Here is a 23860-nt window from a genome sequence, read left to right on the forward strand (position 1 = left end):
TGCTGTGAAACTAAGCTAAAACGCTTCATTAACGTTAAAATAAAAGCCACTATCACCATCACCCCACGCCATGTCTAAGCGCAAATTAACCCGAGGTTTGACTTCAAACCGATAACCAATCCCACCGTTAGGTAAGATTTTATTGGCGTCAAAGCCACTAATATCATCGGCAATCACACCGGCTCCGCCCCAAAAAACCATGCCGTGACGCCCCGGTAAATTGAGCCGATATTCAACTTGGGTCATCAGCATCTGCTTATCGCGATAACGCCCAGATGTATAACCGCGCAGTAAGTCACCGCCCCCCGCTTTTGACAGTTGATCCCATGGCACGTCACCGCTAGTGAATCGCCCACGAACCTGCCAAGCTAAGATATCTTCGCCACGCCCTGTTTGCATGTATTCACTATAAAGCGCGTTATACACATCAAAGTCTGTTTTACTGCCTAAATACTGCCGATAAAAAGCGGCATCTATCTCAAGAATTCGCCCCGACTGCGGGTTTAATACATTGTCGCGGCTATCGTGATTTAACAGCACATTTAAGCCGACACTGCGAGAGCTTTCATCAAGCAAACTAGGATCGACAGCAGAATCTAACGGGTCAATTTTACTGGCATCTGCATAGCTAAAATCAAAACCAATACCAACAAAACTCGTTGGGCTCATCCGCTGCAATAACATAGGGTTGATTGACACTATGCGCTGATTAAACTCAACCCTATTCGCCTGTTGATGGTTATCATCGTAACCAACACCATAAAAAACATCTGGGGCATCAAATATTTCGGCATTGAGATAAAACCTTTGCTGATCTTGGTTGATAAAGGTTTTATTTGCCATGGCTACACCTAACGCCCCATTAGTCGATGCCAGACCATTAATCACCAATGAAGATAGCTGGCTAACCTCATCGTCTGGATCAAATTGGTACAAACCTACTGCCGAGATCCCAACACCTAAATCCATTTCAGGATTATAAAATGGCCCCGGAAGATAGCTAAAATCGATAAGCTTGTTTGGGTCAAACTCACCATCTGCACCTAAGGTTTGTAAAAAATCTTCAACCCATCCCTGCGACTCTTGGTTATCAGCTGCTTCAGCATCCTTTTCAATCTCCTCAGCCACTACATAGGTTGCGGGTAAAGCAAGGCAGGCTAATATGAGCGAAAATCGACTACACCTAATAAAATAGGACGCTTTGCTCATTTCCGTCATTTCACCTCCAGTGGATTAGCAACCTCATTTGCCGATTCTGATTGCAGATGCTGTTGCAGCTCAATGGTGTCTTGAGCTTGGTTATATTGGCTTATGAGTTTGAAATCAGCTTGAGTAAAACCGTTTTGCCAAAGTGCTGTCGGAATATGCTTAAAGCTGTGTTTAAACTTATCAGCCACTATCAGCTTTTGCGTTGCAACTTTATCAATTTCAATACCATGCACTGTGTTACTAAGTGAAAGTGAGTGCGCTTGATTGTGTTTTGCATAAAGTGGCTTTATCTCTTGCCAACTAGCATGTTGCTCAGCAAGTTGTTTTGATACTAGGTAAGGTGACTGCTTATCGCCGAGTTCATAATGGCGTTTCAGCAGCATAAACTTACTCGGTAATGCTTGGTTAGAGTCCCACCAATAACCATCAATCACATCAAAAAGTGCATTGGTTTGCGCAATAGAAACCGGCTCTAACCAAGCAAGCGTAGCCGCCAACCATTGGGTCATATGTTGGTTGTAGAGCTCTTTACTCATAGCAAGATTATTATTTAGTAAACCTAACGCGATTTTCGCCCCAAGCATGTTTGAGTAGAGATCTTCTGGGGAATAAGCTGAGACGGTTTCAGACCAAGGCGCCCAACTTCGGTAGCCATGCCACTGCGCAACCTCATGGGCTTCAGCCATAAAGTATGCCAGCCTTGCCGCTATGGCAGCGGCAGATTCCCAACGCTCTCTAGGCGTTAATGACGACGTATCAAATTCTTTAAGCTCAATGACTCGTGGGCCGATTTCATCGGGCAGTTTAATTGTTTGCGGTAACCCTAGTTGAGGGTAGATACGATAAAATAGCGCTATTGCATTGTCTGCAGTATCACGAACATGGGCCAAATCGATAAAACCGCCCTTTAGTGTATACATTTGGCCATTATGCTCAGTGCCACGTTTGCCATTAGGCGCATCTTTTTGAAAACTAAACGTACCGGCTTCGAACGCATGAGGGCCAACACTATCAACAGCTAACGTGTTCGCATAACGAAAAAATGGGATCGGCACTGGGCCAACCTTAACTTTTTGCGCATTACCAAACGCACAGCAAGGTCGAACCGCCTCAGGAATAGGCACTAAAGGTAACTCTTGCAGTGACAACGCATGCAGCTGATTAAGATCGGGCTCATCATCTAGCACTGCGCTAACCGCAGCCTCACTAGGTAAGGCTCTCACTTGCCAATCATTACTGCTACAAGCACTGAGTAAAGCGATGGCTATAAAACCTGTGACATGAGTTAAACGCTGACAAAAACTCATTGCACGAACGCCTTAATAGATTGAGTCACTATTTCTGGATAATCGTTACTTAAACCGTGTGCAGCCTTGGGAATAATCACTATCGGCGCACTTAAATAATCGGCTAATTGAATGCCTAAATTGAGCGGGAACACCTTATCATTCTCGCCCCAAATCAGCATACTTGGCGGCAAAGACTCAACTGATACTTCAGCTGCAATCCGGTCTCGGTCAGCAGGTAAACTATCAATTAATTGGCGTTTTTCATCGAGGTAGCCAGCAAAGTACTTTTCAAAAATACCGGCATCGATAAAACCAGGATACCAAGGGAAATCAACAAAGGTGCCATCGAGTAAACGGCGCATTTGTTTTGGGTTTTGCGGCACAAAAATATCACTGGCTTCATCAACATTAAAACGCTGATTCATTAAAGCCAGTTCGCTATCTGGGAACAGTACTCCAGGACTGGCAAGCAATACCGCTTTTTCTACTTTCGGCTCAGTGATCATCAAATCAAAAGTGACAAAGCCGCCGTAAGAGATCCCGACTAGATTAACCTTATCTAGATCAAGCGCCGCAATCAGTTGCCTAACCGCCTTGGATTGAGTCGCTAAGCTCGCAGCGCCTTGACTATATGATTCGCCAAACCATGCAAGATCAGGCGCAATCACCCGATAATCCTTACTTAGGTTTATCATCACATCTTGCCAACTGGTTGCTGCAGTGCCACCAAAGCCATGCAGCAATAATATCACTTCACCTTGGCCAGCTTGCCAATAGTTAAGCTCGCCGCCCTCTTGCAATGTGAGCTGATGTTGTGCAAAGCCCACATCTTGCAAAGCTGCTTTATCGCGAGCATCCACTATATCGACAGCTGAGCATCCTGCCAGTAAAAAACCAAGCATCACGCTAATGATAATGCGCATATTCATCTCCAAAACATTTCAAACAACCAGCGGCAAAACACACTTTAAAAACGATAACCAACACCCATCATAAAGCTGGTACGCGTCCCTAAGCCAAACTCCATCAATAGATCGATATTGTTAGTTAAACTAATCTGGCTACCGATTAAACCATTCCACTTATCGGCTAAATGTTGGTTCACCTCAAATTTGGCATTGCCTAGTGGAATGCCAATATCACGCAAGTAACCACTGAAGTTTTGTTCCACATTTTGGTACATGGCGCCCACCCAAATTTGTACATCACGATTGTTATACTCAGTGCGGTAACCAGCACGAGGAGACACAACAATGCTGCTTATCTCACCATCGAGGATATTCAAACGGGTGTTGGTATAATTAACATCAAGCAAAGCAAACCAATTGCCAATTCCGCCAACTATGGTTCCGCCAACACCATAGGTAGTACCTTTAAAGTCCAATATAAAATCAAAAGCTGGGCTAGTAAGATTACATGGGTTGAACTTACAAAATAGCGGCGGCAGCACCTCTGTTAAATCAGCTTCCAGCTTAACGTTAGCGATACTGCTTCCTTTGGTGTGACCAATAACCCCGTATAGATTTAAAAATGGCAATACCCACATATCACCTCTCAAAGAGAGTGTTTCTGAGGTTTGCTCCGCTAGACTACCTTTGATGCTGAGAATGTCGTCTAAGCCAGCTAAACCTGAAAAGCCAACCGAGTCGACCACCAAGGGCTGATCCATGTTCATGTAGTTCAATGTGAAGCCGTACGGTTTAGGTAACTCATGACCTAAATCAATCGCTTCTTGAGCCCAAATAGGAAATGTTCTGTCGTACAGCTCTTTATGCGGCTCTCTTTCAATAGAGTCAGCTTGAGATGGAGAAACAAAAAGCAGCACCGAAAGTGCTGCCAGAATAGAAATCATTTTAAGCATTTATAGATTAAACCTTTACTTGAAGAAAAACATCGATTGCTGTAAATCAAAAAACATCATGATGAGTGGAAATACACATAAGACCATATACCGCAATTATTACTTAACAAACTGAACTCAGACTTAAATACAACAATAACAACAAAAGTGCAGAGTAAAAAACCAAGTTACAACAAAGCCCATCAACTTTATAAGACATCAGCCAAATTAACCAACATTTTATATCACCAGTCATTATTAAGTTGCTTGAAATCTCCACCTGCATCAGTATTTATTAAAGTAAATAGATTTGGATGGCGCTTTCGAGTTAATACGATATCAATAATGCTGGTTTGATCTGGCTGGAGCAGCAATGCAACCTGCTTAGGTTCAGAATGAAATTCTGCACTGCGGTAATAGCACATGCCATTATCTGGCCTAGGCTCAATCCGCAAACCTAGCTGACCATTACTAATATTAGCGAGTTTATTGCTATCAAGGTAAAAACTCACAACATGGCTATTTTTCAAGTTTTTTTGCCTATCTAGCATGAAGCCTTTTTTAAACTTACCCGGCAAAAAATCAGCACCTGAAAGCAACACAATATCGAAGTCCTCAATCGGATTGCCTAAATCATCACTAACCCGCACAACCAACATACTGCCACGAAATTGCTTTCGGTGGCCGCTCTCGCTTGCCGTTGCCATCAAGCTAGAAAGCTGCTGATATTGCTCGGTATTACGGGTATTTAGGCATTGTAAAATCCGCTGCACCACAGGCTTTCGCTTGGCATTACGAGACGTCACAGAAGTCATAATTCCTTTACTATTACCACTGTGACTGGCTTTTTTAATCACCTCGAAAGCAACCTTATGCTGTGGGGTAACATATTGACTCTGTGAAAGTTTAACAACACAGCGCGCATCAAAACCATTACAGGATTCGGCACTTTCCACTAACTTAACATAGGTAAAATTAAGATTTGCAGCAGCAACTCGAACTACACCATCTGAACCTGACTCCGCAGTATAACTATTAAGATAATCGTAAAGCTTATCGTCAATAGTTTCGCCTGTTAGCACAAAGAGCCAAGGCCCCTCACCTAGCTTAAACTCCCTCAACCAATCCAAGTTAAGTTGCAATTGTTGAGTACTGCCAAGCTCCAACCAATCTAAAACTGCTTGCCCCGGTTCGACTCCAGCAAAGAAACTCTTAATTCGCCCCACTCGGGATTTTCCTAACTGCGCCAGTGCAGAGCCATGATTGGCAGGGGCCAACATTATTAGGTGAGTAAGCGGACAGGTTTTAATATCGGTGCCAGAAAAAAACATTTGTAACCACTGGCGCATTACTGGTGCCCCCGTGGAGTGAGTAATGGCGGCAAAAGGTTTATTAGCTAACAAACTTAACCGAGCATCATCAAACGCTCTTGCAATGTCGTCGAGTCGAACCTCATCGTCAAAGCTAATATATCGCCCCAAATGAATATGGTGCACTGATAATTTTGAGTCTGCATCAGACAGCTTTTCTAGTACCTGTGGCAACTGACCATAAGTGTCGGTATTGGTTACATTCCATCCATGAACAAAAACTAAATCCACACAATCCTCTGCAATTATTTTTGACAGCAGCTCGATGATTTCCCGCTTTATGGTAAAGACATCAATCTACTCAACATTATTTTTCAATAAGTTACCAGAAACTCACAGATAGCTATATAGCAAAATACTCAACATAAGCGACTGTTAATATCATTCAGTTCTTATTCAGCAAGCCTCGCCTATGATGTGCCCAACAAAACGCAACACCGAAACTATTTATCCTACTTTGGAGTACAACATGAAAACTAAAGCACTTATCCTAGCGTCTGTAATGGCAACAGCAATCTCAGCACCGACTATGGCTGCAGACTGGTTTATTGGTGGCGGTGTTGGCGCACAGCAAAATTCTTACAAAGGTTCATATGTGCCTGATATTCAAAATCCAATTGCTGGAGGCCCTCAGACAACACATGTGAAAGAAACTGAAAATAATGCCGTTTACGAACTAAGAGCTGGTGTTTACTTAAATGACGCTAACCGTGTGTATGGTACGTACTCTTACAATTCAGACGATTTTTCAAAGCAACAAAGTTTCTTGATGTCTTACGACTACTTAGTTGGCCTGGGCGACAGCAACAAGCTTAACTGGTTTATTGGTGCAACAGCGGGTGTAAACCACATCAGCCCAGATACTAGCGCAGTAGATTCGGACAACCGTTTTGTATGGGGTGGTCAAACAGGTGTTATGTATAAGATTAATGACAACCTAAGCACTGAAATTGGTTACCGTTACTTGAAGCAAGATTACGACGTAAACAATCAGCCAGTTCCTACACCATATAATGCTGTAGCTGGAACAGAAACAGCATCACTCAACGACAGCCAACAACTATACCTATCGGTTGACTACCGTTTCTAAGCTGTAAATAAATACCAAAAAGCCGGCAACTAATTTGTATTAGTTGCCGGCTTTTTGTTAGCGAACTATTGGGTCACAAGGGCAAACTTGCGGGAGCGTTTATGATAAATTGCCAGCATAGAAACAGCGGTAACAATCACTGTTAACCAAGCCCAAGCAGTGGTAACCCCAATATTGAGCAGTTGAAACCCTAGCAATGAACTTATTGCAGCAATAATCGCAAAGGGTAATTGAGTAATAACATGATCGTGTGGCTGACAGCCTGAACTGGTTGCGCTAATCACGCTCGTATCTGAAATTGGCGAGCAGTGATCGCCAAATACAGAACCCGCCATTACAGCACTTAGGCTCGCTAGCAATAACTCTGGATTAACAGCAAGCGCCACCTCGGCGCCAATAGGGATCATAATCGCGAATGTTCCCCAACTTGAGCCGGTTGTAAACGCCATAATCGCGCAAAGTAAAAAGGTGCCAGCAACTAACATCTCTTTCGACAAAAACTGCTCAGCCCAACTTGCGAGCATTTTTGCTACGCCTAAATCGGCAATCACTGCGCCAATTAGCCAAGTACAAAGTAAAATAGAAATGGCAAAACTCATAGTGCGCGCGCCAGAGACCAAATCGCCCAATAACAAACTTAAGCTGCGGCCATTTAGCTTTAACAGCAAGATCGCGAGCGATGTGGCTAACAAACAAGCATTTCGCATGGCTTCGCCTATATCTGCAGACGTAATCCAATCACTAAGACTTGAACCTTGTGCGTTTTGCGCGCCGGAATATAAAGTTAAACCCACGGATGCAATTAACAATGTCATCATGGGCAGCCCCAACAACCACGGGCTGCCTGCATCAACGTCATCAACGTCACTTGAATTTATAGTTGCCGCAGCATTAAAACCAACACCAAACCAAGCAATTAAAAACGATAGTAGGATAACTGTAATGGCATAAAAATTGGTTTTGGCAATCTCAATAAATGACTCTAGCGGCGTTAAAGGTAACAGAGTAATACCCGCCAAAATCGCCATTACGTATGGTCCCCAACTTGAAAAAGGCAACAAAGCACATAAAGGCGATGCGTTGGAATCAACCAAGTAGGCTATTTGTTCACGGGACATATTGTATCGCTGACTTAGAGGCTGACAAACATGACCCACAGCTAAGCAACTAAAAATGCCATCAATAAATACCACCCAACCAAGCACTACCACACCGATACGTGCCTGACGGCCGCTTTTAATCCGGTGATATAGCCAATCAGCAAATAGTTTTACCGCTCCGCCTCGAGCGAGCAGTTGCGTCATCATGCCCAACAGCAACATCGCGGCCAACACGTTCAAATGCCATGCTTGCCATTGACCATCGCGGTAAAATTGCAGCCAAGCTTTATCGCCAAGATAAGCCACGGCTTCAGTAAAATGGAATTGGGTTAAGATCAGTGCGCCAGAGACGATACCGACACCTAATGCAACTAAGGTTTTACGAATTATTAGCGCTAAACTCAGGGTTAACAGCAGAGGAATCAGTATCAGCAAACTGTCGTTCATCACCAAGATCCAATAAGAAATAAATAGAAGAATACTAACGACTTACTAACAAGTGCAAAAAAAAACCTTTCACACCTATTTTATCGCCTCTTTTTTGTGCATTTAGCATAATTAGCTATTCAGCAATAGCCCGTCACTGCTAGAATCGGAGCTATCATCTCGCTATTAAAGGGACTCCTCATGAGCCTAGAACTTTTATCGAAATTGGAAACAAAAATCCAAGCTGCATTAGAAACTATTGAGCTACTAAAAATGGAGCTTGAGGAAGAGAAGCAGGCAAATACAGGCTTGTCAGAGCAGAACCAACAACTACAGCAAGAACTGAACTCGTGGAACGAGAAAGTAACTGGCTTAGTTGGTCTACTCAACGACGAAGTAAACTAATAAAATTTCAAACGTTATGCAGTTTGCATCTCGTTGCTCTGAGACTCAATCAACTCGTTGAGCTCTAAAATAGCCTGCTTAACCTTAGGCAGGCTTTTTCTTGGCAGTAAAAACCTACCTTTATCAAATTCTAATCGCCCTAAATCCTTCACCCAGATCACTCCAGTCAAGAATATGCGCGCGTGCTTTACAATCAGTTTAGGTGCATAGACAGGAAAAACTCTCACAAGACCTCCCGACAACTTTGTTTGTTGTTATTAATTTTTAAGTTGGACAGGTGTTTTACCATGAGAGTTTCATTTATTTGAGCATTTAATTGTAAATTTTTGAATCAGAATGTTATTAAAAATAAAATATTCTTGGCAATCAAACGTATAACAAAATTAGGCAATTTTTATTGTCAGCCGCTAATTTTTTGACTCCCAAAAATCAGTTGAATTTATCTTCTATTTCTCAACTTCCACGCCGTTTTAGGTACCAGAAACGATTTTACACCGCAGGTTAATTATTAGGTTGATATTTGCTCAGCGGTGAATTAATCACTGCCAACAAAAAAGGAGCCATAGGCTCCTTTTCGATTTAATCGCTTTTAGGTTGCTTACTTTTGCGTTGCTAAGTAGTAAGCGATATCTAATAGTTCTTGGTAAGACTTAATCGCGCCGGTTTCAACACGGTACTTACCGTTTACAACCAGTGCTGGAACACCGGCAATTTTAGCGTTTTCAGTGTCGCGCTTCATTTTAGACATTTGCGCATTCACCATAAATGATTTAGCTGCTGCATCAAATGCTTTAGGGTCTACACCATTAACAATGAAAAGACCTTTAATGTCTTCAAGACTAGTGAATCGCTGCTTCTTATCTTGAATAGCAGAGAACAGTGCATGCTCCATCTTTTCTTCAATTTTTAGCTGGTGAGCAATAGCAAATGCGCGTGACATTTCTACACCCATTTCACGACCAATAAAATCAACGTGATTTTGCTTAAAAGTCACACCTTCAGGAATAGTAGCCTTGATTTTTGGCACCTGTTCTTTAGCGAATGTATAACAATGTGGGCAATAGAAAGAGAAAAACTCAGCAATCTCTGGCTTTGCCGTACCTGGGCCTTCATTAATAACTGTGTAATGCACGCCTTCTTCAAACTGAGCTGCCATTGCAGCCATAGGCGCCATCAATAGTGCAAATGCAACTAATAGAGCTTTTTTCATTTAACTTCCCCTCGATGCAAATATTGCATCACGCTAGTAATTTCGACATAACATAATGTGCTTTTGAGTCGACCTCAAGCGCAAAAGTTCATTTTTCTGTTACAAAGTACGTGGCATAAGCCTTTTAAAATCAATATTGCGGCGTCAAACTCAAAGGCATTTCATCTAGTGCAGCCAATTGCTCTTTAAACGCGAGGATCTGCTGCTCCCAGTATTTATCTTCCGCAAACCATGGGAAGTTCATTGGAAACGCAGGATCGCCCCAACGGCGACTAAGCCAAGCGTTATAATGCAGCATACGCATCGCTCTTAAAGGTTCTATAAGCTTTAACTCGCGAACATCAAACTCACAAAACTCTTCATAGCCTTCAAGTAAAACCTCTAACTGCAATAGCTGCTGCGGTCTGTCACCTGCAAGCATCATCCAAATATCTTGTACGGCAGGTCCCATTTTTGCGTCATCAAGATCCACAAACCCTGGCCCGTCTGGCGTCCATAAAATATTACTCGGATGCAAATCACCATGTAAACGAATAGAGCTATAATGATCAGGCAGCCATAAAGCTGACGATTTCTCGAGAATTTGTTCAACCACAGTGAAGTAAGGCAGCTCTAAACTGGCTGGAATATGCCCTGAGCCTTTAAGCCACAGCAATGATTCTTCACCGAGTAACTTAGGTGACATGGTATCGCGATAACTAAACTCAGCCTGTTTTGAGTACTGATGAATGCGACCAATAAAACGGCCAACCTGCTCTAATTGATCAAGGTTATCAACCTCAAATGCCCGACCACCGATAGATGGGAACAGTGCAAATCTAAATCCTTGATATTCATGTAAAGACTTGCCATCGATAATCACAGGTGTCGCAATAGGTACCTCTTGTTCAGCAAGCGCGGCAGAGAAATCATGTTCCTCTTGAATTTGCGCGTCACTCCATCGCTCCGGGCGATAGAACTTCACCACATAGCGCTGGCCACGGTCACAACGGAATTGGTAAACCCTATTCTCATAGCTGTTTAACGCCAACAATCCAGTTTCAGGATAAATCCCCAATGTTTCTATGGCCGTTAAAATTAAATCAGGCGTTAATGCCTGATAATGAAAAGCAGAACTCGATTGCTCTGCTGATGATGACGGTGGGGTTATATTCATAGCAATTTACTCATAAGCAAATGACACCTGCCATTTGCATCTAAAATCGACTTAAAGCTGGTAAGGCTTCATTAATTCAGCCAAATATACCAAGACTTCAAATTCATCTTCTCTGTCGGTAGATAACCAACAGATATCACCATAAAACTCATAATTGAGCTGTAGGTGTGAACCTTCAAATTCAAGCAACCATTGATGACGATCTGCGCCCCATTGCCTTTCAACTACTCGGCAGTCTAGCGCCTTAGCAAAAGGCTCTGCGAATAACTCAAACTGCTCAAAGTCGATGTCAGACTGCACCGATAAACTTAAGGTTTCACGATCTAATTTGATGGACGTTAACTTCATTAGTTTACTCTTATTATTATATTTTTACCGACAAAGCAGTGTTAGCTGCTACAAGACATAATTAAACCTTGGCCCCAATCTGGTGGCCGTTTAGCAAAATCATCAAACTCTGGCTGCTCATCAAAAGGCTTTTGTAACACTTGCTGTAATTCATGCAGTGGAGTTAAGTTACCTTCTTCAACAGCTACAATGGCTTCCTGAGCAAGATAGTTACGCAAAATATATTTAGGGTTGACTCTATTACGCTGAGCTTGCCACTGCTCAACATCATGGATATTTCCCACTCTTTTTTGATAAGCCTCAAACCAATTATCGAAGCCATTTACATCAATAAAGTCATCTCGTAACGAGCTATGTTTAGAGTGAGGATCAAGCTGGCCAAAGCTACGTAAGCTATTGGTATAATCTAAATGATTACGTTCCATCAGCATGGTCAAGCCGCCTATCAATTCAAGATCGCTATTATCAAGCTCTGTATCAACAAGTCCCTTGTCGGACTCTGCTTCAGGGCTTGCAGTTTTAGTAGCTGAAACTGCCATACCTAGCTTTACCCGCATTAAGCGTAAATACTGTTGCACCAATTCAACTTGGTATTGATTAAGCGCCGCGATAAGATCATCTGATGCAATTATGGGAGCTAATGCTTGCGCTAAACGCTGCAGGTTCCATAGCCCGATCCCCGGCTGCTGCGAAAACGCATAGCGACCTTCAGGGTCGGAATGATTACAAATAAAGTCTTCTTTGAAAGTATCTAAAAACGCGAAAGGGCCAAAATCGAATGAGTCGCCGAGTATAGACATATTATCGGTATTCATAACGCCATGCGCAAAACCAATCGCCTGCCAATGAGCTATCATTTTAGCGGTATCACGAACCACCTGAGTAAACCACGCTTTATAACCTGCAGCGTCACAGCTGAGATCAGGATAATGCTGTTTAATCGTAAAGTTAACTAGCTGTTTAAGCTTGTCTGGAGCGCCACGCTCGCTATGGCAAAAAAACTCAAAATGACCAAAGCGGATGTGACTTTTTGCTAGACGCACAGTTATGGCTGCAGTTTCTTGGGTTTCACGCCAAACAGGTAAGTCAGAGCCTATAACCGCTAATGCTCGAGTTGTCGGCACATGCAACTGGTGTAAGGCTTCAGATATTAAAAACTCACGCACCGCCGAGCGCATAACCGCCCGGCCGTCACCGTGTCGTGAATACGGAGTTGGTCCACCGCCTTTTAACGCAACATCCCAAGCACCTTGTGGCCCAATCGCTTCACCAAGGATAATTGAGCGGCCATCGCCTAATTGCGGCGAATAACCACCAAACTGATGACCACTATAAACTTGGGCATAATAGCTAGCATCGGCTATTTGCGCGTTACCAGATAATCCTTGCAGTAACGCATCGCTAGGTTTTTCAATCGCAATTAAATTAGCCGCATCTTGGCTCCAAGCGAGCCAGTGTGGGTTACTTATTCCAAGGGGAAACACCTGTGAATAAAACCCTGATAGTTGCTCAAAAAAATCCTGTTTTAACTGCATATTTTACCAATCCTAGTATCTGTTTTGCGACTAATGCCAACTACCTCTGCGTAATACCCTCAGTGAGTTTCACTTTATTATTCTTGTGCTGTGACCACATTTTTACAGGTCAGAGACTTATCACTCGCTTCACACTGGTAGCCACATAAATAACTATCACCTGCATCACCGTTTAAACGGATCAAACCTTTACCTTTGGCATGGCATTGCTCAATCGTTTTGTAATAACCAGTAATAAACTCTGATGAATCGGCCACGCTTGGCTTAACTTGTCCCTCAGGGTAATAAAGCAAAGTCCATTCTGGCGACTGAGTGCAAGCGGTAGCGACTAATGCCACTGCACCAGCTAACCAAAGCTTTTTAAAGTTCATATTACTTGTCCTATTAAATTTAACGCGAAAAAAAAGCGAGCTCCGGATCTTTCTCTGGAGTTCGCTTTTTTTGCTAACCCTTGCAGTTATTCTACACGGCTTGATTAGTAATGGCAGAGCTTTACGGGCTAGTGTTATTTACTCGCTTTAGCCTTCGCCTTTTCAATGCGAGTAATACGCCCTTCAAAACCGGTTACGGTTCCATCAGCTAAGCCATATTCAATCGCTGTTTTACAGATTGAAATTGCACTATCAAACTCACCGTTATCATTGAGTAACGTTGATAGATGCATCATAGCAGTACCTTTAACTTCGGCATCAGGATTTTCAGCTTTAACGCCTTTAACAAACGCTGCAAATACTTCTAGGTATTGTTGCGACAAACCTGCACCATATTGCACATATTCAGCCTGCTTACGCTGCTTGTAACATTCAGCAATAGCGGCTGAAATTGCTAGGTGCTCCGCAGGAGAATCTTGAGCAACGTCAAGTTCGCTAATTGATTTGGTTAATTTCGGGTTAGCCCAAGATAGATCCGCTTGTGTTTGTGACTCATTACTTACTGCAGGCTCAGCCTCAACATTAGCTGGCGATTCAGGCTCTGCGCTTACTGCAGGTTCTATTACTTGCTCAACAGGAACAGCTGCTTTTTCAACTAGCGGCTCGACGGTTTTTTCAGCGGCTGGCTCAATGTCAACTCGCGGTTCTACCTTAGCAACGCTCTCAACTTTAGCCTCAGTTTTAATCTCAGCTTTATCGGTGACTTCAACAACAGATTCAGACGGAGTCTCAACCGCCGAGTGAGCCTCAACGATCTCTTCTGCTTGAACTTCCGTTTCCCTGGTTTTAACCGGTTCTGGCTCTGAATCTAATTTAACTTCAGAATCCTGCTTAGACTCAGAATCCTGCTTAGACTCAAAAGTCACGCCTTCAACAGTGGGTGTCGACACTTCAGCAGCATCAGGTGTCACATCCTTCATTTCAGACTCTGCAGCTTCTTGAACGGGCTCAGCTTGTTTCGCTGCCTGTTCCTTTTCAGCTTTTGCTGCTTTCTGAGTGCGCGTATAGAGGTAAACACCTATTACAATCAGTAATATAATGGTTGCTTCTGTCATCATCTTCCACCTGGTTTGGCCATAAAAACATCCGCCGCATAGACAGATTCTAGTGCGGATAAGCTAAAACAATACATTATATCTAATGCATTGTTTTTCTATATATCCGGTATTTATATCTCTTTTTTAATCGGGTATCAAAAATATTCGTTTTTTTGAATGTTTTAAAGGATAAATAACCTAATCGCTAACCGAATTAACTAAGCAAGTTCTCAACAGGCATAGGTTTGGCAATATAATACCCCTGCACTAAATCAACGCCACAATTTGCGATAAATTCATATTCTTGCATGTGTTCCACACCTTCAGCGACCACTTTACAGTTAGCAATTGCCCCTAGCTTGGCCACTAATTTATATATCTCTCGGCCTTTCTCTGATGTTGCATCCAGCAGCAATGATCGATCAATTTTGACCTTATTAAATGGGTATTGCAGCAAATGCGGAAACGAGGCATAACCAGAACCGAAGTCATCCATTGAAATGGTTATATTTTTTGCCTGCAATTCCTGCATGACCTGCGTTAAGTAAACCTTGTCACTTAACATTGCTTCCTCAGTAATTTCGATCTCAATCTTTGCTGGAGAAATGTCGTAATGTTCAAGACGTCCGAGTAAATGATTAACAAAATCAACTTGTTCTATCGAGGCAACTGAGACATTAATAGCGACCCGTGAACCATTTGGTAATGCCAGTGTTTTGATGTCAGCAAGTACTAGTTCTAGCACTAGTTTATCTAGCAGAGGCATGGCTTTTAGTAACTGAAAATCTTCAATAAATACTGGCGGGCACAATTTACCGCTCTCATCAACATACCGCACTAGTGCTTCATAGTTATATTGCGATGGTTCCTGCAATGACTGAATTTTTTGATAAAACATGACCAGCTTGCCTTGACGTAAAATCTTAGCAACCCGTTTCTGTGCTGATGACTGAGTAATACTATTGTTAGTTGAGTCCCGCACACTGCGCAGCACATTATTAAATATTGAGCCTTCTGCAGCGGCATATTTAGTATTAGGGTCAACCGAGACCAGATGTTTACCCACATAAGCCAGATAAAAAGGCCTATAAATAAAGATGCCTATAGCAATGACGACTATTTGCAATATGGCGCCATCTAGTTGTTCACCCATAGCAAAATAACCGCTAAATATAGGCGGCGTTAACCAGTTAACAATGCTCACAATAGGCGACACTATGCCTAAGGCGATACAGGCATAAACAATCACGAAGCTGACCAAAGGTACTAATATAAATGGCACAATCATGATCGGATTAAACAGAATAGGTAGGCCAAAAAGTAGCACTTCATTGATATTGAACATCACCATAGGGATCGCCACTACTGCGAGCATTTTATGGTTATATTTTTGACTAAAGAGCAGCACGCATAATAATAAACTAATACAGTTTCCTGAGCCGCCCATCGACAAAAATGCGTCATAAAAGCCTTGGCTAATAATATTCACCGAGGCTTCACCCGCATTCCATGCATCCAGATTCGTCAGCGTGTCGGCATAAATTTGCTGCTTAACCGCGAATAGCATGTTGTGGCCATTTATACCTACAGCTCCCAATATGCCAAGAAACGTTTGATACAACAGGCCACCAGTAAAAGTCAGTGGATCTAAACCTATTGAGGTGATTCCCTCTTTTAGGTAGCTACCTATATGCAAAACTAATTGAGATAACAGTAATGCCAAAATAGAAAAACAAAAAATATGCACGATATATTTCATCAATCTAGAGGCGAAATCGAACGAATTGGGATCCAGTAAACGGATGGGGAAATATAGAAAATACAAGTAAGTCACGAGCGCACTTAACAATGCTAATAACGGGTTATTTGGCAAAGTATAGCTAGTAGAAAGATCGAGATGCCCTATCGATAAGATATAAAACATCACTAAACCATAAATAATAAAAATCGCACTCGATGCGTTAGTTTTTTGTGACAGATAATAACTGGCAATAATACAAAATGTGGTTGGATACAGATTAATTAATATATTAGAAATATAAAACAGTAGCTCCGAGACATAATCAATCTCAAGCGCGCTAAAGCCATGACCAAGCAACATCGCTAGCGAGTTAGCTAACGTAATAGGCAGTAGCAACAAAGCAATTGCCGCCAAATCCGATAAGTAGAGTTTAGAGTCTTTACTCCAATTTGAAACTCTCGCAAAAATATTGCTTAAAATCATGCATTAAACCTTGGGCTAGCCCAAAAATATTGAGTAATATTAACTGTTCACCAAGCCTAAAGCCGATAATGACGTCTTTAGGCCATTTGTGCAAAATGAACCTATCTATCAATTAAAACCGAATTGCCAAACCTAACTTATAACGCGCTTCACCTTCAGCACTAAACACGGGGTAATTATTTTTAAACTCAGGTTTTACCTCGGCTTCATCACTAGCAACACCAAGTTGAATACTATCGGCCGCGAGTAGGTTTACCACTTCAAAAGTAATCGCTAGATAATCAGTAATATTGAAGCTACTACTAAAATCAATGCTGCCGTAGGCTTGGTGCTCGCGATTACCGTAATAGCCAGGTAACTCTCGGATCATATAAGCACTGCGCCAGTTATAAGCAAGACGCGCGGTAAAGTCGTCATCTTGGTAGTAACCGACCAAGTTAACTGTGTGCTTCGATGAGTCCGAAAACACGCCGATTTGATCTGGGTAATAATGTGCAGGTGCATTTGAATCTGCAAACGTATAGTTTACCGTATAGCCAAATCCGTTTTCATAACCCGTTTGCAACTGCAACTCAACACCCTGTATCAAGCCGCCTGAGCCATTTTTCTTAGTCGAGACTGTCCAACTATCCTTGCCTGAATCAGGATCAACAATACCAACACTCTGCTCTAACAGCTGTTCAGAGGTAATAAATGAGCTGATATCTTTAATAAAATATGTCGCGGAAACTAAGCTAAGTGCATTAAAGTACCACTCTACTCCTAACTCAGCTTGGGTGGCTTTAAAGGGCTTTAATGCGATATTACCTTTATCAACCACTTCATTATCAATGATATTGTCACCAAAACCTGACAATGCTGATGAAGCAAACATATCGTCATAATTAGGTCGTGAAATCACTTGCGATGCAGCCGCACGCACAATCACATTATTCGACACATCATAAGCAATATTGATACTGGGTAAAAAATCACTATAACTTGAGCTTTGAGTACTCAAATCATCAGCATAAGTACCATCTGCTTTAAGCTGATAATAGTCAGATGACACATCTGTCGAGATATAACGTAGGCCAACATTACCTCTGAGGCGCTCTGACTCGAAGTTCGCCATTAGATATATCGCCAAATTTTGCTCAGTTATAGTGCCGTAGCCCGATTTATAAACCTGACCGCTGCCGTCAAAATGGCTAATTGCTGCTTTAGCGTCATTGAGCATTGCGTCAAGCATTGGCTTAGGTAGGGTAAATCCACCACCAGAAGAAACCGTTCCTGCATAATAAGCCGAGGCGTTTTTTGCAATAAGATTCTGCTTTACTATGCCCTCAAATGACTCTTGTTTTACCTCATGATCTGCCCAACTAGCTCCGGCTTTAACCGCTGTAAATAACCCCAACTCAACAGGCACAGTTAAATCAAATTTTGCATAAGTTTCGCCATCAGAATTAGGTTGCTTTCTTAGCGACCAAGCTTCTGGTGCTAAGGGCCCATTAAAATCGTCTGCGCCAAATACCTTATTCGCAATATCAATATTAATCATATCGCCAGCGGCGTCATAAGTACCCGCAAAGTCACCCGGTTGCCCTAACCAAAAACCATAGTTTGCCGTGGTGTTAGTGCCACCTTCGGACTGAGTGTTACCCACTAAGCCCTCAAGGGTGTAATAATCAGTTTCATAGGTAAAGTCTAAATCGTAGGTATTAGAGTCCATACTGGCTTCGCGTACCCAAGTTTGCCCCCAAGCAGGACTGCTATCATAGGCATCGCGACGATAAAAAATACAAGTGCCTGCTGCATTTCTTTGTTCACAGGCCGCTTCTTTATCATCAGCAAACATCAAAAATAAGGAGGTATTAGCATTGTTAGCCTGCATGTCCAATTGCATGATGTTTAAGCCAAACTCTAAACTTTCTGTCGGGCGATACTGTAAAACGGCATTGATGGCTGTATGCTCCCTTTGCTGCTCAAAGGTTGTTGGTACAATATCGCCCCAACCAATTTGTGACTCAATTCCGTTACGCTGATATTGTGTTTTAGAGTCGGTTGCTGCCAGCAAAACACCAAGGCTTTCTGCGTTATTTTTCCAGCTATATAAACCTGAAAACTCCGGGTCAAGCTCTTCAGATACTGAGCCATAATCTTGCTTACTACTGAAGAAAATCGAATTAGCTGCCAACTCTAATGGTTTACGAGTGTTAATAATGACGGTGCCACCCACACCACCTTCAGCGATGTCAGCTTGAGAAGATTTATAAACTTCAATTTCACCTATCATTTCAGGCGGCAGCAAGGTGTAGTTAAAGCCCCGGTCAGTGGTTTGTTGATCAAACCATCCCGTCGAAGCAACTGAATGACCATTTAATAGGGTGCTAGTCAGTTGATTTGATGCTCCACGAATAGAGACTTGTTGGCCTTGACCAAACTGACGATTCACCGCTACACCCGGTACTCGCGCCAAAGACTCACCTACATCACTATCGGGAAACTTGCCTATATCTTCTGCAGTCACCACATCAACTACAGCATCAGCAAACCTTTTACCATTTATAGAAGCCTTCATCGAGGCTTGAATACCACGTACTTCTATTATTTCCATAGTTGGTTCGGCAACATCACCGCTGTGCTCAGCGGCTGTAGCGAAAGATACTGGCAACATTGAGTACAGAATTACGACTTTAACCTTCAACACGTTAGACTTAAGAGCAAATTGTTTTGCCGCTTTACAGGCCAATAAAAACGCATTTTTAATATCAATATTCATTTTACTTGTGGTGTCACATCTATCAGCTTTAGATCTTAATTCAGCACAACGCGGCCCATAGGAATAACAGCTGTTATTCCTAGAATTAAGTGAATTGGGTTTTCTTGGACTTACCAGCGACTTAAGGAAGGTGCATTGGAAGTTAACGGTATTACTAATAAAAAATCACGGGTCTATAAACTTAATTTTAAGCATAAAAATCATAATCTTGAGCAATGAAAAGCTGGATAGTTTAAACGAGTAAAAAGTATCCTTGGCTCAATATTTATTTACGCTAATTTGCCGCCGCCAAGGCATCAGTTCAAAGCAGGGCGGCGAATTTTAAGCCAGTGCGGATCATTCTGACAAGCGGTAATTTTATCATCAGCAACAAAATATTGATTTACAGCAAGTTAAGCACTTAGACCAAGCCTACATTTGCTAAACTTAAACCAATATTTTGTGCACATCTTCAAAGTTTAACGCTTAAATTTTGTCAGCTCATGCTAAGCCTTTTATTATACTAATAACCCAGTAAGGCACTAAGGTATCCCATGGCATTTGAACAGCTTCTCAGTGGCAAGCTTCTTCGCGAGTTTGAAACAATTTCCGCTATGGTGAAAATCTATTGCAAAGCTCACCATAAGGATGCCCCCGCTCATCCATGCGCAGAGTGCGACGACTTTATCGAATATGCTCATACCCGATTAGATCGTTGTCCTTACGGTCAAGAGAAACCCACCTGCAATAAATGCCCTGTGCATTGCTATAAACCACATATGAAAGCTAAAGCGCGCGAAATTATGATTTTTGCAGGCCCTAGAATGCTTCTACCACATCCAATCATGGCTATTCGCCACTTGATGTCAGAGCGTAAACCGGCACCCGGCAAACCACCTAAAGCACACTCTAATCGCCACCAGCGAATTAGCATTTCTAACCAAGATTAATATCTAAACTTTCTTTAGGTATTGCAAGTAAATTAATAGCAACAAAACCCTTGTTATATAAGGATTTCATTCAAGACCTATAATTTTTTCACTCCAGTTCCAGCCCTGTCCTTGTCGTATACAGAATTCACTACTAGACTTTTGAAAAGTAAAAGGACTTATTCCAAACTGAGGCTAATTTAGCTCAGCTGCGGTTTACGGCACGGAGGCTGGTAGTTTGAGCAAAGAAATCCTACTCGTTGAAGATAACAAAGTCATGCAACTATTGATGACTAACAAACTGTCTTCACGAGGTTATCAAGTGGTCACAGCGCTCAATGGTGTTGAGGCTCTTGCTCAACTAGAAAAACACCCTTCCATTCAACTTGTGTTGAGTGACTGGATGATGCCTGAACTAAACGGCATCGAACTCTGCTTCCATTTAAAATCCCCCGATTATAGCCGTTATATTTTCTTTGTTTTACTGTCTGGTCGCGATGACGATGACTCTATCGTTGAAGGAATTAATGCCGGCGCCGACGACTTTGTTGCCAAAGAAACCAATATCAATGAGCTCGATGCTAGATTAAAAGCTGGATTTAGAACCTTAGAGTTGCACAATCAGCTAGTTGCCAAAAATATCGAGTTGGACCGAGCCTATGCCACTATCCATCAAGACTTAGACTCGGCCAACGCGCTAATTCAGCGCATGCTACCTAGCCAAACCAGCTTTCCCGGAGTGGAACTGCATTATACCCATGTCCCCAGCGCGCAAATTGGTGGTGACATGCTAGGTTGCATGCAACTCGATGAAGAGCATGTCGCAGTTTACTTGTTTGACGTTGCAGGGCATGGAGTGGCATCGGCATTAATGTCTTTTGCCATCCAGCAAAGTATTAGCGCTAACTCTGGTACCCATTCAAACGTAAAACGAAAGAAAGATACCGACCCATTTTATATGTTGAGGGATCCTAGCGAAGTACTTTCTCGCCTCAATCAAAGTTATCTAAGCCAAGACAATAACAACCTATATTTCACTATGGTCTATGCGGTGTTAAATATCCGCAATGGCACCTTAAGCTACGCCAGTGCAGGTCACCCTCCTATGATCTGGTTGCAAACTAGCAAACAATCCTCGCAGTTTATTGAACAAGACAGCTTTGTCGCTGGGATGTTTGATTTTGCCAGTTACAAAACAGAGCAAGTGCAACTTAATCATGGCGATCGCCTATTTCTATATTCAGATGGCATAACTGAAGCCGAGTCGGCCAGTAAACAACAATACTCAGAGCAGGGCCTTAAACAACTAGTACAAGAGCTCGCTCACAAGCCCGCAAACGCGCAAACCGAGACCATAGTCAATATTGTAAAAAACTGGTGTGGTATTGAACAATTTGATGATGACATCAGCTTGTTAACCTTTGAATGGAAAGGTAATTAAAAGAGGAAACATTATGCAATTCGAAATAATTGAGAAAGGCCAATATACAGTCATTCAGGTCAATGAAGCTCGATTTGATGCCAAACTTGCCCCCTCTTTTCGAGAGGAGCTTGAAAGTATCAAAGGCAATATACGCGACCATTTAGTCCTCGACTTAGGTGGAGTGCGCTTTATGGATAGCAGTGGGCTTGGTGCCGTGATGGGGGCGTATAAAATGCTACGTAATACTAAGATCAGCATAGTTAATCCACAAAAACCTATTGTCGATCTCCTCAAACTCACCCGTATGGATAAGCTAATTCTCAGCCACCCAACAATTGAAGCAGCAGTCGCAGCAACTGCCTAATACAGAGGTAAATATAATGAAAGGGATGATCCTCGCCGCAGGGAAAGGCACACGAATAAAACCTATCTCTTATGCGATTCCAAAACCTATGATTCCTATCCTAGGTAAACCAGTAATGGAATCAATGATCCAACTATTTGCTAAGCATGGTATTGATAAGGTTGTTATCAATACTAGTCACTTAGCTGAAGTCATTGAAAACTACTTTGGTGATGGCCACCATTTCAATGTACAGCTTTCCTATTCTTATGAAGCCAAAGAGGTTAACGGTAAATTTATTAGCCAAGCCCTAGGAAGCGCTGGCGGGATGAGAAAAATCCAAGATTTTTCCGGTTTTTTTGACGAAACATTTGTCGTAGTGTGTGGCGATGCGTGGATAGATCTGGATCTAAAACAAGCTATTGAACACCATAAAAAACATGGTGGACTCGCCACAATTATTACCCGCGAAGTCGACCCATCGGAAGTCAGTAAATACGGCGTAGTCGTCACCGACAAATTTAATCAAGTGACCAGCTTTCAAGAAAAGCCTGCTGCAGAAGAAGCACTATCTAACAACATCAATACAGGAATTTATATCTTTGAGCCGGCAATTTTTGATTTTATCCCCAAGAACATTGAATTTGATATAGGTAGCGACCTATTCCCTTTGCTCGTAGAAAGACAGGCCAACTTCTACGCGATAAAAATGGACTTCCAGTGGCTCGATGTGGGTAAGGTAAAAGATATATGGCAAGTCACTAGTGACATCCTTAACGGCGTAGTTAAAGGCTACCCCATTCCTGGCACCCAAGTGTCGCCCGGTGTTTGGGTCGGTATAAATACTAGTGTTGACGTCACCAAATGCAAAATCACCCCCCCAGTACTCATCAGTAGCGGCTCTGAAGTTCAAGATGGTGCCACTATTATCGGCCCAGCTGTAGTCGGTGCTAATTGCGTGGTTGAAAGCAAAAGCCTTGTCAGTAATACACTTATTTGCGACTACATTCATCTAGCTAATGACGCCTATATCGTTAATAAAACGATGTTTGGCGATTATCTATTAGGCCATGATGGCTACACCCAAAAGCTAGCCGAGTGCCAATACGTCAATATTCTTAAAAACCGTAATGTCTCTAGACCATTACTCGCAAAATCAAATATCGAAGACGCTGAAAATCGACCGCTAAACTCAACTAGCTCTTCGGCAATTTTGCAGCAAGTCAAATAGGAATTTATCAGTGAATACAAGGACGTTTCACAAACAATATACCAGCAGTTTAGAAGCCTCGCGCCTTGTGGCTGATGATCTAGTGCCTTTTTGGCAACAACTTAATGTAGATCTCAGCATTATTGGCCAAATGGAGCTTTGCCTAGTTGAAGTTGTTAACAACGTCTTTGAGCATGCTTACGGCAACACTGAAGGGCCACTATTCGACATAAGCTCGCATCTCAATCACAAACAGCAGCTCACCATTGAGATCTCTGACTATGGCAGCGCCATGCCTAAGCATATTCTCGAGGACTTACCTACTGCAGATTTTGTTGAGCCAGTAGCAGATGATCCGACTACTTGGCTGCAAAGCAATAGAGGCTTGAAGATAGTACAAGAGCTAACGGACACCATAGAGTACACATCAACCGATAAATGCAACACATTCAAACTCTTAAAAGAAGCAGGTTAGAGCTGGATTGATGCCTTTAGCCCTGCTAGCTGATGGCTAAGCTAACAGTACGTATACGGAGAATAGCTAG

22 protein-coding genes are annotated in these 23860 nt (G+C 42.4%); 7 read left to right on the forward strand and 15 right to left on the reverse strand.

Going from position 1 to position 23860, the window contains the following annotated elements:
• Positions 1-15: 15 nt before the first annotated feature.
• The 5 genes from MSG37_RS15040 to MSG37_RS15060 form a co-directional block, all read right to left on the reverse strand.
• Positions 16-1218 carry a BamA/TamA family outer membrane protein gene (locus tag MSG37_RS15040; RefSeq protein ID WP_248471470.1) on the reverse strand — a complete coding sequence of 401 codons (1203 nt, stop codon included), beginning with the start codon at positions 1216-1218 and terminating at the stop codon, positions 16-18.
• Positions 1215-2516 carry a DUF4056 domain-containing protein gene (locus MSG37_RS15045; protein WP_248471471.1) on the reverse strand — a complete coding sequence of 434 codons (1302 nt, stop codon included), beginning with the start codon at positions 2514-2516 and terminating at the stop codon, positions 1215-1217. The genes MSG37_RS15040 and MSG37_RS15045 overlap by 4 nt, the downstream gene beginning before the upstream one ends.
• The gene (locus tag MSG37_RS15050; RefSeq protein WP_248471472.1) at positions 2513-3421 is read right to left on the reverse strand and encodes an alpha/beta hydrolase; all 909 of its coding nucleotides are present in this window, start codon (positions 3419-3421) and stop codon (positions 2513-2515) included. Before MSG37_RS15050 ends, MSG37_RS15045 begins: the two co-directional genes overlap by 4 nt.
• Before the next feature lie 44 nt (positions 3422-3465).
• Positions 3466-4359, reverse strand: a complete 894-nt coding sequence (locus tag MSG37_RS15055; protein ID WP_248471473.1) for a virulence protein — start codon at positions 4357-4359, stop codon at positions 3466-3468.
• A gap of 224 nt (positions 4360-4583) precedes the next feature.
• A complete protein-coding gene (locus tag MSG37_RS15060) occupies positions 4584-5939 on the reverse strand; it encodes an alpha/beta hydrolase (protein WP_248471474.1) in 1356 nt (451 codons plus the stop codon).
• A gap of 238 nt (positions 5940-6177) precedes the next feature.
• Between MSG37_RS15060 and MSG37_RS15065 the strand changes: the two genes are divergently transcribed.
• Positions 6178-6798, forward strand: a complete 621-nt coding sequence (locus MSG37_RS15065) for an outer membrane beta-barrel protein (RefSeq protein ID WP_248471475.1) — start codon at positions 6178-6180, stop codon at positions 6796-6798.
• A 65-nt stretch (positions 6799-6863) separates the two neighbouring features.
• Here the strand turns inward: MSG37_RS15065 and MSG37_RS15070 are convergent, their stop codons facing one another.
• Entirely contained in the window at positions 6864-8345 is a 1482-nt protein-coding gene (locus tag MSG37_RS15070) for a Na+/H+ antiporter NhaC family protein (protein WP_248471476.1), read from the reverse strand.
• 180 nt (positions 8346-8525) lie between these two features.
• Between MSG37_RS15070 and zapB the strand changes: the two genes are divergently transcribed.
• A complete protein-coding gene (gene zapB, locus MSG37_RS15075) occupies positions 8526-8729 on the forward strand; it encodes a cell division protein ZapB (RefSeq protein WP_248471477.1) in 204 nt (67 codons plus the stop codon).
• A 14-nt stretch (positions 8730-8743) separates the two neighbouring features.
• On the opposite strand, the gene MSG37_RS15080 is transcribed toward zapB, so the two are convergent.
• The 9 genes from MSG37_RS15080 to MSG37_RS15120 all read right to left on the reverse strand — a co-directional run bounded on the left by MSG37_RS15080 (position 8744) and on the right by MSG37_RS15120 (position 19326).
• A complete protein-coding gene (locus MSG37_RS15080; protein ID WP_248471478.1) occupies positions 8744-8956 on the reverse strand; it encodes a DUF1107 domain-containing protein in 213 nt (70 codons plus the stop codon).
• A gap of 371 nt (positions 8957-9327) precedes the next feature.
• The gene (locus MSG37_RS15085) at positions 9328-9939 is read right to left on the reverse strand and encodes a thiol:disulfide interchange protein DsbA/DsbL (protein ID WP_248471479.1); all 612 of its coding nucleotides are present in this window, start codon (positions 9937-9939) and stop codon (positions 9328-9330) included.
• Positions 9940-10069: 130 nt separating this feature from the next.
• On the reverse strand, positions 10070-11095 hold the full coding sequence (locus tag MSG37_RS15090; RefSeq protein ID WP_248471480.1) for a serine/threonine protein kinase: 1026 nt from the start codon (positions 11093-11095) through the stop codon (positions 10070-10072).
• A gap of 51 nt (positions 11096-11146) precedes the next feature.
• Entirely contained in the window at positions 11147-11443 is a 297-nt protein-coding gene (locus tag MSG37_RS15095) for a DUF3630 family protein (protein ID WP_248471481.1), read from the reverse strand.
• A 41-nt stretch (positions 11444-11484) separates the two neighbouring features.
• Positions 11485-12978 carry a protein adenylyltransferase SelO gene (locus tag MSG37_RS15100; RefSeq protein ID WP_248471482.1) on the reverse strand — a complete coding sequence of 498 codons (1494 nt, stop codon included), beginning with the start codon at positions 12976-12978 and terminating at the stop codon, positions 11485-11487.
• 77 nt (positions 12979-13055) lie between these two features.
• The gene (locus MSG37_RS15105) at positions 13056-13349 is read right to left on the reverse strand and encodes a hypothetical protein (protein WP_248471483.1); all 294 of its coding nucleotides are present in this window, start codon (positions 13347-13349) and stop codon (positions 13056-13058) included.
• 134 nt (positions 13350-13483) lie between these two features.
• Positions 13484-14467, reverse strand: coding sequence for a hypothetical protein (locus tag MSG37_RS15110; protein ID WP_248471484.1), 984 nt, complete (start codon positions 14465-14467; stop codon positions 13484-13486).
• Positions 14468-14660: 193 nt separating this feature from the next.
• The gene (locus MSG37_RS15115) at positions 14661-16670 is read right to left on the reverse strand and encodes an EAL domain-containing protein (RefSeq protein ID WP_248471485.1); all 2010 of its coding nucleotides are present in this window, start codon (positions 16668-16670) and stop codon (positions 14661-14663) included.
• Between the two features lie 112 nt (positions 16671-16782).
• Positions 16783-19326: a TonB-dependent receptor gene (locus MSG37_RS15120; RefSeq protein WP_248471560.1), complete on the reverse strand. Its 2544-nt coding sequence runs from the start codon at positions 19324-19326 to the stop codon at positions 16783-16785.
• Between the two features lie 638 nt (positions 19327-19964).
• Between MSG37_RS15120 and MSG37_RS15125 the strand changes: the two genes are divergently transcribed.
• The 5 genes from MSG37_RS15125 to MSG37_RS15145 all read left to right on the forward strand — a co-directional run bounded on the left by MSG37_RS15125 (position 19965) and on the right by MSG37_RS15145 (position 23790).
• The gene (locus tag MSG37_RS15125; RefSeq protein ID WP_248471486.1) at positions 19965-20360 is read left to right on the forward strand and encodes a nitrous oxide-stimulated promoter family protein; all 396 of its coding nucleotides are present in this window, start codon (positions 19965-19967) and stop codon (positions 20358-20360) included.
• Positions 20361-20577: 217 nt separating this feature from the next.
• The gene (locus MSG37_RS15130; RefSeq protein ID WP_248471487.1) at positions 20578-21780 is read left to right on the forward strand and encodes a SpoIIE family protein phosphatase; all 1203 of its coding nucleotides are present in this window, start codon (positions 20578-20580) and stop codon (positions 21778-21780) included.
• A gap of 13 nt (positions 21781-21793) precedes the next feature.
• Positions 21794-22126, forward strand: a complete 333-nt coding sequence (locus tag MSG37_RS15135) for an STAS domain-containing protein (protein ID WP_248471488.1) — start codon at positions 21794-21796, stop codon at positions 22124-22126.
• 16 nt (positions 22127-22142) lie between these two features.
• Complete coding sequence (locus MSG37_RS15140; protein ID WP_248471489.1) at positions 22143-23336, forward strand: sugar phosphate nucleotidyltransferase; 1194 nt, start codon at positions 22143-22145, stop codon at positions 23334-23336.
• 10 nt (positions 23337-23346) lie between these two features.
• Complete coding sequence (locus MSG37_RS15145) at positions 23347-23790, forward strand: ATP-binding protein (RefSeq protein WP_248471490.1); 444 nt, start codon at positions 23347-23349, stop codon at positions 23788-23790.
• The last annotated feature ends 70 nt before the right edge of the window (positions 23791-23860 follow it).

The organism is Shewanella sp. 1CM18E, from assembly GCF_023161665.1.
Lineage (GTDB): Bacteria > Pseudomonadota > Gammaproteobacteria > Enterobacterales > Shewanellaceae > Shewanella.